Source organism: Micrococcus sp. EWR3.9.1 (assembly GCF_052615555.1).
The window spans coordinates 1-15,570 of record NZ_JBQXFD010000024.1 but is presented as its reverse complement, the minus strand read 5'-3'; the positions used below and the strand labels follow the sequence as shown (position 1 = coordinate 15,570).

Genomic DNA, 15,570 nt, shown 5'->3' with positions numbered 1-15,570 from the left:
CTCGGTATCGGTAGATGATCGCCTCCACCACCGTGCGGGCTTCCGAGAACGGCCGGCCGGCCCGGCCGGTCCGGGTGGGGAACATCGGGGCGATCAGCTCCCACTGGGCATCGGAGAGGATCTGAAACCGGGACATGCCTTCCAGGTGACACTCCACCCCTGGACCATTGTCAGACACGCCCTAGTCGCCCCCGCCCCGGCTGCCCCCGGTCGGGGCGGGGGCCGGTTCCCGTAGCTCTCGGCGGAGGGCCCTGTCTCTGCCAGCGAGCTCACTGGCTATGACGACACCACCTAGGCTCCACTTATGGACCAGCACTCACCCGCCCCAACAATTTATGTCGAGACGCCGCAGAACGGCCTGGGCGATTTCACGTGGGACTCACTCGCCGCGTTCATTAACCTGGGAGCAACCATAGTGTTGTTGGCCATCACGGCAATCAGCGTGAGGGCTGCGCTTGACGCCGCGAAAGCGGCTCATCCGAATCCAGGGTGTAGTCGGGGTCTGAACCCGCCGGTCTCGAGAGCGGCGGTACGGGCTGGAGGACAAGGCCACCGGCATGGGCTGGGAGCACGAGGACCCCCGCTTCGACGCCCGCGCCACGGGCTTCACCAACGAACCACATCGTTTCGGCTACATCGTGGAGATCGACCCGGAGGATCCACGCTCCACATCGGTCAAGCACACCAGCTTGGGCCGCTTCAAGCACGAGGGGGCCAACGTCATCGTCGCCGACGATGGGCACGTCGTGGCCTACATGGGAGACGACGAACGGTTCGACTACCTGTACAAATTCGTCTCCAAAGACATCTACCGCAAAAACGACCGCCGCCACAACATGACCTTGCTGAACGAGGGCGACCTGTATGTGGCACGGTTCTCCGGTACGTCGGACGGGGAGATCGACGGGTCCGGCCGGGTCCCCGCGGACGGCACCTTCGACGGATCGGGCCGCTGGATCCCCCTGGTGCAAGGCGGCAGGAGCACGGTCGAGGGCATGGCCGTCGACCAGGTGCTCGTTTTCACCCGCCTGGCCGCCGACCGGGTGGGTGCCACCAAGATGGACCGCTGCGAAGACGTCGAGCCCAGCCCGGGCAGCGGGAAGATCTACGTGGCCTGCACCAACAACTCCCAGCGTGGCGTCGACGGCCAGGCAACGGCGGACGAGGCCAATCCACGCACCGAGAACCGCGACGGACACATCGTGGAGATCACCGAGCACCGCGGCGACCACACCTCCACGCGATTCACCTGGGACCTGCTCATGCTCTGCGGCGACCCGTCCCAGGGAGACGCCACCTATTTCGGCGGCTTCCCCGTGGACCAGGTCTCACCGATTTCCTGCCCGGACAACCTGGCGTTCGACACCGACGGCAACCTCTGGATCTCCACCGATGGAGCCCCGGATGGCATCGGCTACAACGACGGCCTGTTCAAGGTCGCCGTCGAGGGCCGCAATCGCGGCCAGGTGGCACAGTTCCTTTCGGTTCCCCGGGATGCCGAGACCTGCGGGCCGGTCATCCACGACGACGAAGCGATGGTCTTCGTGGCCGTCCAGCACCCCGGTGAGGAGGGTTCCTACACGGATATCCGCTCCGCGTTCCCCGACTACGTTCCCTCCGAGGCCCGCCCGGGCGACGGCGAAGTGCGCGGGCCCCGGCCCTCGATCGTCCAGGTCTACCGAACGTAAATGCGCGCCGACGTGGCCGTGAAGCACCATGCACATAGGCTGGGGCCATGTCTCTCGAATTCAGGACCTCCGAGGAATCGCCAGATGTCACCCGGGTCGTGGCCACCCACCTCCCCACGCGGCATGGGGACTTCGCCCTGCTGGGCTACCGGGATGGCCGCGGCACGGATCATGTGGCCCTCACCTTGGGCGACGTGGCGGCAGACGACGGCGAGCTCCCATTGGTGAGATTGCATTCCGAATGCCTCACCGGCGACGCCCTGGGATCCTACCGGTGCGATTGCGGCGAGCAGCTGGACGCAGCCCTGCAGGCCATCGGCGCTGCGGGGCGCGGGGTGCTCATCTACATTCGCGGCCATGAGGGACGCGGCATCGGGCTCCTGGACAAGCTGAGGGCCTACGCCCTCCAGGACTCCGGCATCGACACCGTGGACGCGAACACGCATTTGGGTTTGCCGGCCGACGCCCGCGATTACGATCAGAGCGCGCAGATACTGCGTGAACTGGGGGTCGGGAAGATCCGGTTGCTCTCCTCGAACCCCGCGAAACAGGAAGCCCTGGAAGCATTGGGCATCCACGTCGAGGCACGGGTGCGGTTGAACGTTGCCGACCGGCCGGAGAACTCGCGGTATCTCTCGACGAAGCGGGCCCGGATGCGCCATGACCTGCCGCCCGAACGCAACGCGTGGGACCTGCTGGCCGGCGCTCGGGTGCCAACAGGTCCCCTGACCCCGCAGGAAGAGGCCCTCGTGCTGCGCTACGGTCCGCTGGTCGAAGCCGGACCCCGCCTCGTGATCGGGCAGCTGGGTCAAAGCCTTGACGGATTCATCGCCTCGCGCACCGGCGATGCCTGCTTCGTCACCGGGGAAGCGGACCGGGAGCACTTGCACCGGTTGCGGGCCCTGGTTGATGCAGTGCTGGTCGGCGCCCAGACCGTGGCGGCAGATGACTGCCAGCTCACGGTCCGTGCGGTCAACGGCGCTGACCCCGCGCGCGTCGTCGTCGATCCACATGCGCGCATCCCGCTGACGGCCAAGGTCCTCACCGACCCACGGAGCCGGACATTGTGGCTGGTCGGCTCCGACGCGTCGGTGCCCGCATCGCTGGCCCCCCATGTGAGCGTGCACCGGCTGGAGACCTCGACGGGCTTCGAACCGGCCGCCATCCTCCAATACCTGGCTGATCAAGGTTTGGGCCGCGTGCTCATCGAAGGCGGCGGCCTGACCGTGTCCGGGTTCCTGCATGCCGGCGTCCTGGACCGCCTCTACCTGACCAGCGCACCGCTATTGGTGGGAGACGGGGTCCCCGGGATTCGTTTCGACGGGGCCGACGCTCTTTCCGGAGCCCTCTCCGCCCCCGTGCGCCGCTTCGTCCTGGGCGATGACGTGTGCACCGAGTTCGATTTCTCCGCCGCCAAGCCGGCGTCGCCGGCTGCCCTGCACCGTGCGGACCAGGAGAACCAGCCCACCGGGCAGGACTGACACCAGCGCCAGGATTCCGTAGGCGACCGACACTTCCACGCCCTGCTGCGCCGCATGGCCCCAGGCCATGAACCCCAACGCCGCGGCGCCTTCACGAGGCCCCCATCCGGCCACGTTGAGCGGAATGGACATTCCGGCCAGGGTGACCGCTGCCAGGTAGGGGATCTGCGCCGGCGGCAGGTCGGGAGACACGGCAAGGCAAGCCAGCAGGAACAATCCGGCGAACGAGCACCAGCCGACAGCCGATAGCCCCCACACCAGCCCGATGTCCCGTACTCCGAGGCGCCGCAACCACGGCCAGGCCGCCGTCGCTGCGACAGCGGCCACGAGCAGGCCAAGCCCACCCAGGCCGGGGTGAACGGCCAGCAGTGCGAAACCTGCGGCGAGGAAGACCACCGAGGTGCCCGCCAACCGCTCGGCGGCCACGACGCCGAGACTGCGCTTGACCATGTCGCGTCGCCGGCCGGCGCCGACGGGGCGCTGTTCGGCTGCCCGGACGACATCTCCCGCCAGCCCCCCAGGCAGGACCGAGTTGATGAACGCGGCCTGCCAGCACCGCTCGGCGGCCGCGCGCCATCCCAATTCGATGCCATGCCTCCGGGCAATCAGCCTCCACCGTTGGGCCTGCACCAGCACACCGATGGAACCCAGGACCAGGGCTCCGACGACTCCCGGCCAGGTGAGGACGCGAACAGCCGCGACAAAGGGGCCCGTGCCGAAGAGCAGGACCACCCATCCGAGGATTCCCGCGGCGACGGCGACTTGCAGCAGGGCCAGGAGCAGTGCCCTGCGGTTCATGGCGCGTGGCCGATCATCCTGGCGGCAGGCAGAGGAGCTCGCGGTGGCGCACCTCCACGTGCAGCCTGCCCTCGTCCGATTGCCCCAAGTGCTCGGCCAACCAGGAATCCACGACGTCCCCCATGTCCGGCGCGCCTTCGATGACGGCCTGCGCCCGGTCGTGCAGGTAGCGGCGCAGCAGTACGTCATCGGCGGGGCCCAGCTTCCAGGGCGATTCCGCGACCTCCACACGCATGCCATCGGCACGGAGCCGGCCGGCGGCATACCCGACGGCGTCGGGCCCGGCCAGCGACCCGCGTCGTTGGTGCTGGTTGAAGGCCCGGGTGATCTGGGCGTCCGCCCAGTGGCCGGGATCCAGGACCACGTCGCCGGTGACGCTGAGGCTGAGCAGGGCCGGCATGCGCCGCTCGGCCAGAAAATCGCAGAAACCGGCTAGCTGGTCCATGGTGAGCAAATCAAGCACCGCCGAGCAAGTGATCAGGCACCGGTCCTGCTCCGCCTCGTCCAGGCTCCCGAGATCCTCGATCCCGGCAGTGACCCGCCTGACGTGTCGCACCCGCGCATCCTGCAGCTGGGAGGGGACGAGTTCCAGCAGGTCCGCGTCGTGGTCCAGCAGCGTCCACTGCTGGCTGAACCGCAGGCGCGGTGCCAGCCAGGCCGGGTTGGCACCGGTGCCGGCGCCGACGTCGATGACGTCCACGGGGCTGTCTGCGCCGGTTTCCGTGAAGTGTTCGGCGAGCGCATCGAGCAGGGGGGCTGAGCCGGCGCGTGCCCGTTCGTCGGCAGGGCGCCTCAGGTCCAGCCAATCACTGGAGATCGGGCGTTCGGGTCGTTTCACGGCGTGAGGATCCGCAGCATCAGGTCTGCCGAGTCGTCCCATGTGGGCAGCATACCGCGCGCACCCTCGGCCGACCGGCGCCAAGCCGCCCGTTGCGCGGGATCGCTCAGCCAACCACGCAGTACCTCCTCCAGTGCGGCGGTGTCATCAGGGGCCACTGCAATTCCGGGAGGTGCGTGTGGGCCAAGGGCGAGCGCCTCTTCCGCTCCGGTGCCGGCACCGACGATCGCGGGGATGCCTCGGGCCACGGCCTCCGTCACGACCATTCCGAAGGTCTCCGCCCGGGAGACGAGAAGCAACAGGTCGCTCGCGGACCAGATGCGCTCTAGTCCCGGACCGGTCCGGGAACCGAGGACCTGGACCCGGCCGGGAGGGAAGGCGGCCTCGGCGAATAATCGCACGCGCTGGGCGTAGTCGGGATCGGCGGCATCGGGGCCGACCAGCAGTGCCTGCCAGTCCAGTTCGGTGAGTGCCGCCAGGGCCCGCAGGATGGCCAGTTGGTTCTTGCGCGGCGTGACCGATGCCAGCAGCAGCAGCTGGGGCGGGGCGCTCCCGACGGCCAGCGGGGCCTGATCGGTGCCGGGGGACACCACACGGGTCGGGAGCGGGCCGTAACGGTTCACGACGTCTCGTGCGGCCCAGTTACTCGTGCAGATCACGGTGTGTGCCGACTGCAGGGCCCGTCGTTCCAGGGCTGCCGCCCGCCCGCTGCCATCGGGCGGCACGGCGCCATCAACGAGCAGCGACAGGTGGAAGAGGACGTGCACCCGCGTTCCCGACGCGGCGGCGGCCTGGATCTCGTCGGGGGCCGACGACGCGATCAGGCCGTCAACGACCACTTGCTCCCGGCCTGCCAAGGCCGCGCGGAGCCGTTCAAGGTCCCGCGCCTCGGGCCGGGGCCACGGGCCGGGGACCCCGCAGACGGACACGGAGCACCCCGCGGCCTCGAGGGCTCGGATTAGCGCCTTGTTGTAGCGGCTTCCGCCGCTAGGACCAGGCAGCCCCGTCGGGATGATGAACGTCGTTGCCAGCGGTTCATGCGAAGTCGACATCATGCGCTGCCCACGCATCGGGATGCTCCCGCAGCAAGACTTCCATTCCGGCGAACTCCGTGGTGTCGAAGTGGCGGCGCAGCTCATCGCTGATGTGCCCGGCGATGGCTTCAGTGGTGCTCAGCCGACCGGCGAAGGCAGGGTGTTCATCCAGGTTTGTGTAGCGCAAGGGCTCGAGCACCTCGGAAAGCATGGATGTTGCGGCCCCTATATCCATGACGACGGACTGTGGACCGAGCTCCCTGCGGCGCCAGGTCACCTCCACCACCAGGGTCGCACCATGAAGGGCCTGGGCAGGGCCGAAGAACGGGTCAGGAAGGCTATGCGCGATCATGACGTGGTCGCGGACGGTCAATCGATACATGTTCCGAGCCTAACCACGCGGGCCGGGATCGGGATAGCGGATGGCCCGGCAAAGCGTCGGCAACTCCCCCTGTGCGAGGCCGGCGATGGCACCGGGCAAGTCCGCGAAGCCGGACTCCCCACTGATCAGGGCATCGAACACCGGGTCCTGGAGCATGTGCATGACCAGGTCCATGCGCGCGGCGTGGGTCCGCCGGTAACGGCGGGCACGACCGATGGTGGAGACCTGGCTGGCGGTGATCCGCAGCCGGCGAGCGTGGAAGCTGGTGCCGAGGGGGACTGCCGGAACATGGGAGCCGAACCACGAAAGTTCGACGAGCTCTCCCTCGTCGCCCAGTCGTTCCAGCCCCTGGGCCAGCCCCGCTTCGGTGGTGGAGGCGTGGTAGATGATGTCGCATTCTGCCTGCAATGCCTCCGGTTCCACGGCCTCGATGCCCATGGCCCGGGCCATGTCCCGCTTCACCGGATCTGTGTCGACCAGCTGAAGTCGGCCCAGGGGGAAGCGGCTCAGCAACACAGCCAGCGAAGCACCGATCATCCCGCCACCGATGACCGCGATACGGTCGCCGATGCACGGTGGGGCATCCCACAGCGCGTTCAATGCCGTTTCCACGGGCCCGGCCAGGACGGCACGCCTGCTGGGGACGTCGTCGGGGATCACCGTCAACGCGTCGACGGGGACAACGTACCGGTCCTGGTGGGGATACAGGCAGAAAGTCCGACGTCCGAGAAGATCGTCCGGCCCCTGTTCGACGACCCCGACGGAGAGGTATCCGTACTTCACCGGAAAGGGAAACTCCCCCTCTTGGAACGGGGCGCGCATCCGTCCGGCGACCTCCGGAGGCACTTCTCCGCGGTACACCAGCATCTCGGTCCCCCGGCTCACCCCGGAGTAGAGGCTGCGCACCAGCGCTTCTCCCACCCCCGGAGGCCGCAGCCGGGCGCGTCGGAATTCCCCGGCGCCGGGTGCCGTTGTCCAATAGGCGGTGCTGTCCATCGACTGCGGTGAATCCATGCTCCGATTATGCCCGGATACCGGACGGCTCCGGCCCCGGACGCACCCGCGAGGCCTGGGGCGGGCTGGGCGTCGGTAGACTCGCCAGGAGATACCCCCGATCACCGAGGAATCCGATGCGCCATCCGACGACGCCGTTCCGGCGACAGGCGATGGTCGATGTACTCTGCACCGTCGTGGGCTCCGTGGGGCTGGGCGTCACGCTCGTCCACTTCGGCAAGACGTCTGCCTGGGGCAGCGTCGCCGCCATCGCCAGCGGCTTGACCCTGGTCTCGGTCGCCGTGGTGACCATGGTGCGGCGCAACCCCCTGTTCTCCACCCTGGCCGACCGTGTCACCCTAAGCCGGGCGGTGCTCGGCGGCGGTTGCGCGACGATCGTCATGCTGGCCGCCCTCGACACGGCTCCGCATCGTTCCTGGTGGCTGGTCCTGTTGGCGGCACCCGCCGTCCTGCTGGACGCCGTCGACGGCAGGGTGGCCCGGCACACCGGCACCGCCTCGGCCCAGGGGTCGCGTCTGGACATGGAAACCGACGCCGCCTTGCTGCTGGTGCTCACGGTGCCCCTGGCCTTCACCATCGGCCCCTGGGTCCTGGCCATCGGCCTGATGCGATATGCCTTCGTCGTCCTGTCGTGGTTCCGGCCCGCATGGCGGGAGCCCCTGGATTTCAGCCAATTCCGCCGGGTCGTCGCAGCGATACAGGCGGTGGTCCTGGTGGTGGCGCTGGTCCCCGTGGTTCCCCTCACGGGAGCCTGCATCATCCTGGCACTCAGCTTGGCGTTGCTGCTCACGTCCTTCCTGCGCGACATCATCACCCTGGAACGCGGGACATCCTCGCGCGGGGACCGTGAGCCGACCCGGGTCGGGAGGACCTGCTCCTCCCACGCCGACCTGTCGGATGGTTAGCGCAGCACTTGCCCGAAGGCGTGCCGGCGAATCCAGGCATGCATGGCAATGGCCGCCGCGGAGGCGGCGTTGATGGACCGGGTGGAACCGAACTGCTCGATGCTCAGGGTGGTGGTTGCCGCCGCGTGCACTTCGTCACTCAGCCCGGGGCCTTCCTGCCCGAAGACCAGCACGCAGTTCCGCGGCAGGTCATAGGTCTCCAGTTGTTCGGAGTCGGGGAAGATGTCGACCCCGATGACTTCCAGTCCCGCCTCCTGCGCCCAGGCGGTGAACTCCGCCACCGTCGGGTGGTGGCGCACATGCTGGTAACGGTCGGTGACCATTGCGCCGCGCCGGGCCAGGTCAACGGGCAGGGTGTGAAGGACGCCTGGTACGTCCTCCTCCCTGACGGCACGATGAACAAGGAAGCCGCGGCCATGAGCACCGCCACCCCGGCGTCCTGATGCGACGGCGACCCGTCCCCGCACGCAGCGAAGCGCATCGTCCGGACGGGTCGCCGGTTCTCAACAGGCAAGGACGGAAGGGATGACCGGCAGTGATCGCAGCAACCGTGATGAGGGAGCGCGCCGTGGCGCTTCGAGGCGGTGAGCGTTGTGCCCCGCCCCGTCGATGAGCTCCTGGCGGCGTTGTACGAGAGTCACGGCCCGGCCTTGCGGCGCTTCGTGCAGAACCTCACTCGGAACGCGGCGCTGACGGAGGACGTCGTGCAGGAGACGATGGTCCGGGCCTGGCAGCGCCCGCAGGTCCTCGAACGCGACGCCGACGCCGCTCGCGCGTGGCTGTTCACCGTCGCCCGCAACCTCGTCATCGACGACGCCCGATCCGCTCGGAGCCGACGCGAAGTGCCGACGAAGGACGAGGACGGCGGCGGCGCCGTCCCCGATCGCACCGACGCAGTCCTGGACAGCATCCTCGTCGCCGACGCTCTCGCATCGCTGTCGGTGGAGCATCGTCAGATCGTGGTGGACGCGTACTTCCTCGGACACACCGTCCCCGAGATTGCCCGCCGGCACTCCATCCCCGAGGGAACAGCGAAATCTCGATTGCACTACGGACTGCGCGGACTGCGACTGGCTCTGCAGGAAAGGGGCGTCACCCGATGAACGACCACCACGGAAGCTCTGCGACGGAGGACGAGTATCGCGACTGGGACGCGTCCTACGTCCTCGGCGCTCTCCCCGCGGATCAGCGACTCGAGTACGAGCAGCACCTCAGCGGCTGCGCGGCCTGCCGCGCGGCCGTGGCAGAGCTGGCAGGACTGCCCGGCATCGTCGGTCGCCTCTCCGTCGAGGACGCTCTCGCCATCAGCCCATCGGACGACGGCGAGGAGGCGCCGCCGTCGATGGCGACGCTGCCCGCCATCGCCCACCGTGTCCGGACGCGCCGACGTCGGCGCCGGCTGGTGACGTCCCTCGCCGTCGCGGCCGCCGTCACCGCCTCCGTCCTCGGAGGCGTCGCTCTCGGCACGGGCATCGCGGGTGCTCCCGTGGCGAGCGAGGCGACCCTCGAACCGATGGACCCGATCGCGGCCGATCCCGCTCTCGCTGCGGACATCCAGGTCGAGGGGAAGCCGTGGGGCACCCGGCTGGAGTGGAGCTGCACCTACAGTGGTGATGCGCCCGCCGACGCGGAGTACGAACTCGTGATCACCCGCACAGACGGCAGCACGATCACCGTCGCCACCTGGACGGCGGCCGGGCAGCGCGCCGTCGACCTGGCGGCGTCCACGGGCATCGCCCGGTCGGAGATCACCGGCGTCGACATCAGGGTCCGCGGCACGAACTCCCCCCTCGTCCGCACCGACACCTGAGACACCGCCCACCCGCAGGAGACACCGGCACTGCCCGCGGTGCCGCGGACACAGGACAGGAGAAGACCATGAGCACCGAGACCACACCGCTGCACATCACCCGCGAGGGCCCGAGAAGCTTCATCGGCCGCAACGCGCGAGGAGCCGAGGTCCGCATCGGCGGGTCGGACGCCGACGGCGTGTTCTCGCCCGGCGAGCTGCTGCACCTCGCCCTCGCCGCCTGCGGCATGCTCTCCTCGGACCACATCCTCGCCAGCCGGCTCGGAGCCGACTTCGAAGCGACCACCGACATCACCGCGACCAAGCCCGAGGGTGAGGACCGCTACGACTCGATCACCGCCGTGATCCGCGCCGACCTGTCGGCGCTCGATCCCGAGCGGATCGCCTCACTGTCCGAACGCACCCACCGGGCCGTGGATCGCCAGTGCACCGTCGGCCACACGCTCGAGCACGGCGCGGCGTACACCGTCGACGTCGTGGACGACCCGGCCGCTCCCGTCAGCGGTCCGAGGACGGGGACCGTCTGAGATCAGCGCCTCATCGGTCACGACGACCGGTGCCGACCGAGCCGCGGACGTCTCCCTTCAGTGCCGTCAGTCTGCGATTCGCCGACCGGATCCGAGACGATTCGCGAGGCGGAGCGCGTTCACGGAGCGGAGGTGCTGGTCGGCGCGGTGACGTCCGTTGGCCGGTGAGGGGTGCGGTGCCGCGAGTACGGGGACGACACGGGGATCATCGTGCAGGGTCAGATAGCGCATGACCCCGTCGAGCGCCACGGTCCCGTAGGTGACGACGGCGCCGAGCGCGGGCAGCAGCTCCAGCAGCTCACCGAACGCGAGCCGACCCTCCTCGATGTCCGCGGGGCGGACGCGGCCAGGGATCTCCCACGGGATGAGGTTCCATCGGAGGTAGTGGTCGCGGGAGAGTCCGGACTCGATTCGGGCCGCCCGGAACGCGGCGGCGGTGGGCCCGAGGTTGTCCTCGCTGCAGACGGCAGCGGATCCCGCGGCGATCGTCCGAGGGCCGGGTGACTGCATCAGCACCAGGACGCGACTGGCGGTGCCGCCGGAGCAGGGATCGAAGCCCGGAACGAAGCGTCCGGTCGCGTCCGCGGTACTCCGCCAGGTCTCGGCGAGGGCGTTCAGGCTTCGGACATCCACGATGGTCTTCGATCCCGGTCAGGCCGGCCGCGGTGGTGCGAGCAGGGTTCCGCGGATCACGGAACCGTGGAACGTGCGGGCGGCGACGATGATCCACGCGGCGACCAGGCCGACGTAGTAGAGCACCGCGAGGCCGGCGACAACCGTGAGACCGGAGTGCAGGGCGAGGCCGTTCAGTCCGGTGACGCAGGTGCCGACGGGGAACGTGAACGACCACCACGTCAGGCTGAACGGCAGGTGCTCCTTCGCGGTGCGGAGGGTGATCGCGAGGGCGATGACGGTCCAGAGCAGTGCGAAGCCGAGCATCGCGAAGCCGTACACCAGAGCCACGACCAGCAGCGCACGCGCCATGCCGGCGTCCACGACGGTGGGCGCGTTCGAGGCGAGCAGATTCACGGCGGTGATCGACTGTCCGACCGGACCGAGGACGATCCACAGCGTCGGCACCATCCCCGCCGCTCCGACCTTGTGCTGCGCGAGCCGGTTCCAGATCAGGGTGATCACCACCAGCGACGCGACCAGGCTGAGGCCGAAGAAGCCGTAGCAGGACCACAGGAGCGTCTCCCGCGCTTGCCCGGCGGGCGCGTACGGCAGCAGCAGTGCGCCGGTGGAAGCGGACACCATCGGCGGAACGATCGGCATCAGCCAGCCGCCGAACGCCGAATCGGGCTTGTTCTCATGCCGGGTGAACGCGAGGTAGGGCACCAGGACCGCCGTCACCAGCCCGCCGAGAGTCCCCGCGCCCCAGAGCACCCAGTCGATGGTGACAGCGGCGGGCAGGCCGATCCAGTCCTTGCCGAGGAGGAGGGTTCCCGCGCCGACAGTGAGAAACGCCATGGGCGGCGCGCCGTAGAAGTGCGAGAGCACGGGATTCAGGTGGTGCCTCACCGCTGTACCGCGGTAGCGGACCCAGTGCAGCCCGGTCGCGACCGTCAGCGCGACGAGCAGCAGCGCGGCGATCGCCCAGACGACGGTGGCCCCGGTGCGGAGTCCGGGGAACTGGAGTGGCAGAGACGCGGCGGCGACCGCGACGATGCCGGTGCCCATGATCGACGCGAACCAGTTCGGCGTCAGGTTCGACACGATCAGTCCCGGATGCTCCAACTCCCGGAACAAGCGCCTCGACCGCGGAGGATGCCCGATCGAGGAAGATGCGCGGGCGGGGGAGAAAGTTGTCATGCCTCCAGTCTGAGCATCGCCGGCACCAGCCGATACAGCGATCGTCTTGGCGGGGCACAATGAGTGCTTGTGGCGACGCGGCGATTGACGGACCGGATCCTGGATCTCGACACGCTGGAGGTGCTCGAGCGCATCGCCGAGGCGGGCTCGCTCTCCCGCGCTGCCGAAGACCTCGGCGTCACCCAGCAGGCCGTCTCGGCGCGTCTGCGGGTCGCGGAGCGCGCCATCGGGCAGCCGCTCGTGCGCCGCTCTCCGACCGGGTCCCTGATGACCGACGCGGGCCGGCTCGTGCTCGAGCTGGCCGGCCCGGTCCTCGAGGCGTCCCGCCGCCTCGAGGCGGGCGCGGCAGCACTGCGACAGCCGACCGGCTCACTGGTTCTCGCGGCGTCGCAGACCATCGCCGAACTGCTGCTCCCACGCTGGCTCCTCGAATTCCGACAGCGCACACCCGAGGTGAGTGTGCAGCTGATCGCCGGCAATTCAGCCACGGTCACAGAGCTCGTGAGATCCGGTGCCGCGCAACTCGGATTCGTCGAGACACCAGCGTCCACGGCCACGCTCTCCTCTGACGTGGTCACGGAGGACGAACTCGCTGTCGTCGTGGCACCCGACCACCCCTGGGCACGCGCGGCGAGTATCAGCGCCGAGGACTTGGCCGGCACCGCACTGCTGACACGAGAGGAAGGCTCCGGCACCCGGACGACCCTCGAAGCATGGCTCCACGACGCCGGGCTCGCACTCACGACTCCCGCCGCGATCCTTGAAACGACGGCGATCATCCGAGCGAACGCCCGCGCCGGCATCGCGCCCGCAGTCATGAGCATCCTCACCGTCGAAACAGATCTCGCCGCGCGCTCACTGATACGAGTGCCCCTCCGCGGACCAGCACTCGTGCGACCCCTCCGCGCCATCTGGTCCGATCGCATCGGGTCGTCCGCGGCGGCGTTCCTGGAGATCGCGCACGAGATGCGCTGACCGGTGCACGGCTCGTCGCAACGCCGATCACGCCAGCGGCCGTGTCTGCTCGAGCTGCAGCGATCTGGTCAATCTGCACACGGCGGCACGGACGTCATTTCGCGGTGATGGCGAAGAGCCCGCCGATGCCGACGGTGTAGAGCGCGAGCACGATCAACGAGTCGATTCCCATTCCGGCGATGCGGCGGGTGGGTCGGAAGATCAGTCCGACGATGTAGACGAGGGTGAGCAGGGCGGCGAGAGCGGTGAGGTAGATGTCGGACGAGTTCGCCTGCGGGAGGACTGCGGTGCCGGAGAGGACGGTGGCGACGAGGAACAGGACGGGGAGGAAGGCGTTGCCGCCGAAGATGTCGCTGATGGCGAGGTTGTCGTCGCCCTGCATCATCGACGAGCGTCCGTCGCAGGCGGCCTTCGTCGCCTACGAACATCTCCGGCACGAGGACCCGATCGTCGTCGAGTTCGAACGCTTCGTGCGCGCCCGCCTGGACGAACCGTTCAACGTCGCCTTCGTCGCGCAGTCGCTCGGCACCAGCCGGCGCACCCTCGAACGACGAGTCCGTGCGGCGCTCAACCTCACTCCGCTCGGGTTCGTCCAACGGCTTCGCACCGAACGAGCTCGGCACCTCTCAGCAACCACGGATCTCACCTCCGCCGAGATCGCGCTACGGGTCGGCTACGCGAACGCCGAGACTCTGCGCTCCCTCCTGCGCAGGGAGCGACGCCGTTCCTGACCTATCGCCATGCCTGTAGCCGGTGTCCTAGTGCTCGACTGGAACCACCTCTCAGCACGTCGCGTCGACGCTACTGCGTCGCCCCTGGACGACCCACTCGACACGCCCGCAGCACAGGCCATGTGACGTGCCCCGGCTTCCCGGACGGTCGGGGTCGGGTGGCTGTGATGTGTCGCTGCGTTCTCGTCGAGGGGGTCAGCAGACTCGATCAGGGTCGATTGGGATGAGACGCGAAGGCGCTCAGGTCAAGGCGGCCGAAGCCGGCCGGCGGGGTAGCGTCGGTCACGTCGAGGTCTTTCGGATGGATGGCGTAGGAACCTCCATCGTCGGGAGACCTCGACGTCTACCTGCGGACCGACGCGCCCGGCCGACCTACACCCTCATCTAGGAAGAGCCCATAAACGGTCGTTTGTGGCGGCTGCTCGGTGTGCCGCCCGGTGTCATGTGTGGCTTGCGCCGCTATATGGCGGGGTTCTGTCGGAGCTCAGTGGCGGCCTCCAAGCACGCGGGCAAGAGTGTAAGCGGCCATGAAAAGCTGCCCATAGGTGGCCAGGGAATGACCCGCTGACGGCCATGAGGACTGCCCAGTGATGGCCACGGGAACTGCCCGGTGCTGGCCATCTGGTTTGCCCGCGTTGCTCGTTGCCCGCCGCGTCGTGAGCCGGCGGGGGCCTCCTCCCCGGGTTGGATATCGGTGTCGAATCGAATCCAGCGAGGAAGAGGCCCTGAATGAAGGATGCCGCAGAAACCATGAAAATACTCAGTGCCTATGACCTGACCAAGTCATTGCGGGGCGCCGCCGAGCTGGCCGGTTGCTCCCATCACACCGTGGCCCGGCTGGTGCGGGCCCGCGACGCCGGCCAGACCCCTGGATCCGGAGCCAGCCGCCCGAAGGTCACCGATGTCTGGCTGCCCAAGATCGAGGAATGGGTCGAGGCCTCCACGGGCAGGATCCGCGCCGATGTCGTGCACGCCAAGCTCACCGCAATGGGCTACACCGGCTCTGAGCGCTCCACCCGGCGGGCGGTGGCCGAGGTGAAGGCCGCCTGGCGGGCCGGGAAGCGCCGGGTGCACCGGCCCTGGATCACCGAGCCGGGCGCATGGCTGCAGTACGACTTCGGCGATGGGCCGGCGATCGACGGGGCCAAGACGGTGCTGTTCGTGGCCTGGCTGGCCTGGTCCCGCTACCGGATCGTCATCGCCCTGCGTGATAGGACGGCTCCGAGTGTGTTCGCCGCCCTGGACCGGTGCTTCCGGCTGATCGGGGGCGCGCCGACCTATGTGCTGACGGATAACGAGAAGACAGTGACGGTCTCTCATGTGGCCGGGGTGCCGGTGCGTAACCAGGCCACCGTGGCGTTCGCTCGGCATTACGGCGTGGAGGTGCTGACCTGCCAGCCAGCGGATCCGGCCGCCAAGGGCGGGGTGGAGAACGCGGTGAAGCTGGCCAAGGCCGACCTGGTCCCGAAGGACACCAACCTGCGGGACCAGTACGCCTCGTTCGCTGAGCTCGAGGCCGCCTGCGCGGGGTTCATGGCCATGGTGAACTCCCGGGAGCACCGGGTGACCCGGCGG

Annotated in this window: 15 protein-coding genes and 5 pseudogenes; 10 read left to right on the top strand and 10 right to left on the bottom strand. The window is 68.8% G+C overall.

Annotated features, from left to right (window positions below):
* On the bottom strand, positions 1–136 hold a 136-nt coding region (locus ACUJ8O_RS10890), incomplete at its 3' end, for a transposase (protein ID WP_445373375.1).
* Positions 137–521: 385 nt separating this feature from the next.
* Here ACUJ8O_RS10890 and ACUJ8O_RS10885 point away from each other — a divergent pair.
* Both ACUJ8O_RS10885 and ribA read left to right on the top strand, forming a co-directional pair.
* Positions 522–1,688 (top strand): annotated as a pseudogene (locus ACUJ8O_RS10885) (PhoX family protein); the annotation flags it as partial.
* A gap of 47 nt (positions 1,689–1,735) precedes the next feature.
* Entirely contained in the window at positions 1,736–3,169 is a 1,434-nt protein-coding gene (ribA, locus tag ACUJ8O_RS10880; protein ID WP_020621497.1) for a GTP cyclohydrolase II, read from the top strand.
* 48 nt (positions 3,170–3,217) lie between these two features.
* On the opposite strand, the pseudogene ACUJ8O_RS10875 reads toward ribA, so the two are convergent.
* From ACUJ8O_RS10875 to ACUJ8O_RS10855, 5 genes and pseudogenes are all read right to left on the bottom strand, one after another.
* A pseudogene (locus tag ACUJ8O_RS10875) lies at positions 3,218–3,967 on the bottom strand (lysylphosphatidylglycerol synthase transmembrane domain-containing protein); the annotation flags it as partial.
* A gap of 13 nt (positions 3,968–3,980) precedes the next feature.
* Complete coding sequence (locus ACUJ8O_RS10870) at positions 3,981–4,805, bottom strand: class I SAM-dependent methyltransferase (protein ID WP_020621496.1); 825 nt, start codon at positions 4,803–4,805, stop codon at positions 3,981–3,983.
* On the bottom strand, positions 4,802–5,857 hold the full coding sequence (locus ACUJ8O_RS10865) for a glycosyltransferase family 4 protein (RefSeq protein WP_063718538.1): 1,056 nt from the start codon (positions 5,855–5,857) through the stop codon (positions 4,802–4,804). Before ACUJ8O_RS10865 ends, ACUJ8O_RS10870 begins: the two co-directional genes overlap by 4 nt.
* Positions 5,841–6,221 carry a 6-pyruvoyl trahydropterin synthase family protein gene (locus ACUJ8O_RS10860; protein WP_020621494.1) on the bottom strand — a complete coding sequence of 127 codons (381 nt, stop codon included), beginning with the start codon at positions 6,219–6,221 and terminating at the stop codon, positions 5,841–5,843. The genes ACUJ8O_RS10865 and ACUJ8O_RS10860 overlap by 17 nt, the downstream gene beginning before the upstream one ends.
* A 9-nt stretch (positions 6,222–6,230) precedes the next feature.
* Positions 6,231–7,235, bottom strand: a complete 1,005-nt coding sequence (locus tag ACUJ8O_RS10855) for a zinc-dependent alcohol dehydrogenase (protein WP_063188800.1) — start codon at positions 7,233–7,235, stop codon at positions 6,231–6,233.
* A gap of 116 nt (positions 7,236–7,351) precedes the next feature.
* On the opposite strand from ACUJ8O_RS10855, the gene ACUJ8O_RS10850 reads away from it, so the two are divergent.
* On the top strand, positions 7,352–8,140 hold the full coding sequence (locus ACUJ8O_RS10850) for a CDP-alcohol phosphatidyltransferase family protein (RefSeq protein ID WP_020628162.1): 789 nt from the start codon (positions 7,352–7,354) through the stop codon (positions 8,138–8,140).
* On the opposite strand, the pseudogene ACUJ8O_RS10845 reads toward ACUJ8O_RS10850, so the two are convergent.
* A pseudogene (locus ACUJ8O_RS10845) lies at positions 8,137–8,475 on the bottom strand (TrmH family RNA methyltransferase); the annotation flags it as partial. The gene ACUJ8O_RS10850 and the pseudogene ACUJ8O_RS10845 overlap by 4 nt on opposite strands.
* Between ACUJ8O_RS10845 and ACUJ8O_RS10840 the strand changes: the two are divergent.
* The 4 genes from ACUJ8O_RS10840 to ACUJ8O_RS10825 all read left to right on the top strand — a co-directional run bounded on the left by ACUJ8O_RS10840 (position 8,431) and on the right by ACUJ8O_RS10825 (position 10,477).
* Positions 8,431–8,583: a hypothetical protein gene (locus tag ACUJ8O_RS10840; RefSeq protein ID WP_172718164.1), complete on the top strand. Its 153-nt coding sequence runs from the start codon at positions 8,431–8,433 to the stop codon at positions 8,581–8,583. The pseudogene ACUJ8O_RS10845 and the gene ACUJ8O_RS10840 overlap by 45 nt on opposite strands.
* 150 nt (positions 8,584–8,733) lie before the next feature.
* The gene (locus ACUJ8O_RS10835) at positions 8,734–9,243 is read left to right on the top strand and encodes a sigma-70 family RNA polymerase sigma factor (protein ID WP_248126448.1); all 510 of its coding nucleotides are present in this window, start codon (positions 8,734–8,736) and stop codon (positions 9,241–9,243) included.
* A complete protein-coding gene (locus ACUJ8O_RS10830) occupies positions 9,240–9,950 on the top strand; it encodes an anti-sigma factor family protein (protein ID WP_020626895.1) in 711 nt (236 codons plus the stop codon). The genes ACUJ8O_RS10835 and ACUJ8O_RS10830 overlap by 4 nt, the downstream gene beginning before the upstream one ends.
* 68 nt (positions 9,951–10,018) lie before the next feature.
* A complete protein-coding gene (locus ACUJ8O_RS10825; protein WP_248126442.1) occupies positions 10,019–10,477 on the top strand; it encodes an OsmC family protein in 459 nt (152 codons plus the stop codon).
* A gap of 66 nt (positions 10,478–10,543) precedes the next feature.
* On the opposite strand, the gene ACUJ8O_RS10820 is transcribed toward ACUJ8O_RS10825, so the two are convergent.
* The gene (locus ACUJ8O_RS10820; protein WP_020624522.1) at positions 10,544–11,110 is read right to left on the bottom strand and encodes a uracil-DNA glycosylase family protein; all 567 of its coding nucleotides are present in this window, start codon (positions 11,108–11,110) and stop codon (positions 10,544–10,546) included.
* Positions 11,111–11,128: 18 nt separating this feature from the next.
* A complete protein-coding gene (locus tag ACUJ8O_RS10815) occupies positions 11,129–12,193 on the bottom strand; it encodes a TDT family transporter (RefSeq protein ID WP_020624523.1) in 1,065 nt (354 codons plus the stop codon).
* A 165-nt stretch (positions 12,194–12,358) separates the two neighbouring features.
* On the opposite strand from ACUJ8O_RS10815, the gene ACUJ8O_RS10810 reads away from it, so the two are divergent.
* Positions 12,359–13,264 carry a LysR family transcriptional regulator gene (locus ACUJ8O_RS10810; protein WP_020624524.1) on the top strand — a complete coding sequence of 302 codons (906 nt, stop codon included), beginning with the start codon at positions 12,359–12,361 and terminating at the stop codon, positions 13,262–13,264.
* A 94-nt stretch (positions 13,265–13,358) separates the two neighbouring features.
* Here the strand turns inward: ACUJ8O_RS10810 and ACUJ8O_RS10805 are convergent, their stop codons facing one another.
* Positions 13,359–13,649 (bottom strand): hypothetical protein, encoded by a 291-nt coding sequence (locus tag ACUJ8O_RS10805; RefSeq protein WP_445373374.1) that lies wholly within the window; start codon positions 13,647–13,649, stop codon positions 13,359–13,361.
* Between ACUJ8O_RS10805 and ACUJ8O_RS10800 the strand changes: the two are divergent.
* Together ACUJ8O_RS10800 and ACUJ8O_RS10795 are read left to right on the top strand one after the other, a co-directional pair.
* Positions 13,645–13,995: pseudogene (locus ACUJ8O_RS10800) on the top strand (helix-turn-helix domain-containing protein); the annotation flags it as partial. The gene ACUJ8O_RS10805 and the pseudogene ACUJ8O_RS10800 overlap by 5 nt on opposite strands.
* A 729-nt stretch (positions 13,996–14,724) precedes the next feature.
* A pseudogene (locus ACUJ8O_RS10795) lies at positions 14,725–15,570 on the top strand (IS21-like element ISMlu14 family transposase); the annotation flags it as partial.

Excerpts from the sequence above, each read along its gene's own strand:
- ribA (WP_020621497.1), top strand. The coding sequence starts at position 1,736 with ATGTCTCTCGAATTCAGGACCTCCGAGGAATCGCCAGATGTCACCCGG.
- ACUJ8O_RS10865 (WP_063718538.1), bottom strand. The coding sequence starts at position 5,857 with ATGTCGACTTCGCATGAACCGCTGGCAACGACGTTCATCATCCCGACG.
- ACUJ8O_RS10860 (WP_020621494.1), bottom strand. The coding sequence starts at position 6,221 with ATGTATCGATTGACCGTCCGCGACCACGTCATGATCGCGCATAGCCTT.
- ACUJ8O_RS10855 (WP_063188800.1), bottom strand. The coding sequence starts at position 7,235 with ATGGATTCACCGCAGTCGATGGACAGCACCGCCTATTGGACAACGGCA.
- ACUJ8O_RS10850 (WP_020628162.1), top strand. The coding sequence starts at position 7,352 with ATGCGCCATCCGACGACGCCGTTCCGGCGACAGGCGATGGTCGATGTA.
- ACUJ8O_RS10830 (WP_020626895.1), top strand. The coding sequence starts at position 9,240 with ATGAACGACCACCACGGAAGCTCTGCGACGGAGGACGAGTATCGCGAC.
- ACUJ8O_RS10825 (WP_248126442.1), top strand. The coding sequence starts at position 10,019 with ATGAGCACCGAGACCACACCGCTGCACATCACCCGCGAGGGCCCGAGA.
- ACUJ8O_RS10805 (WP_445373374.1), bottom strand. The coding sequence starts at position 13,649 with ATGATGCAGGGCGACGACAACCTCGCCATCAGCGACATCTTCGGCGGC.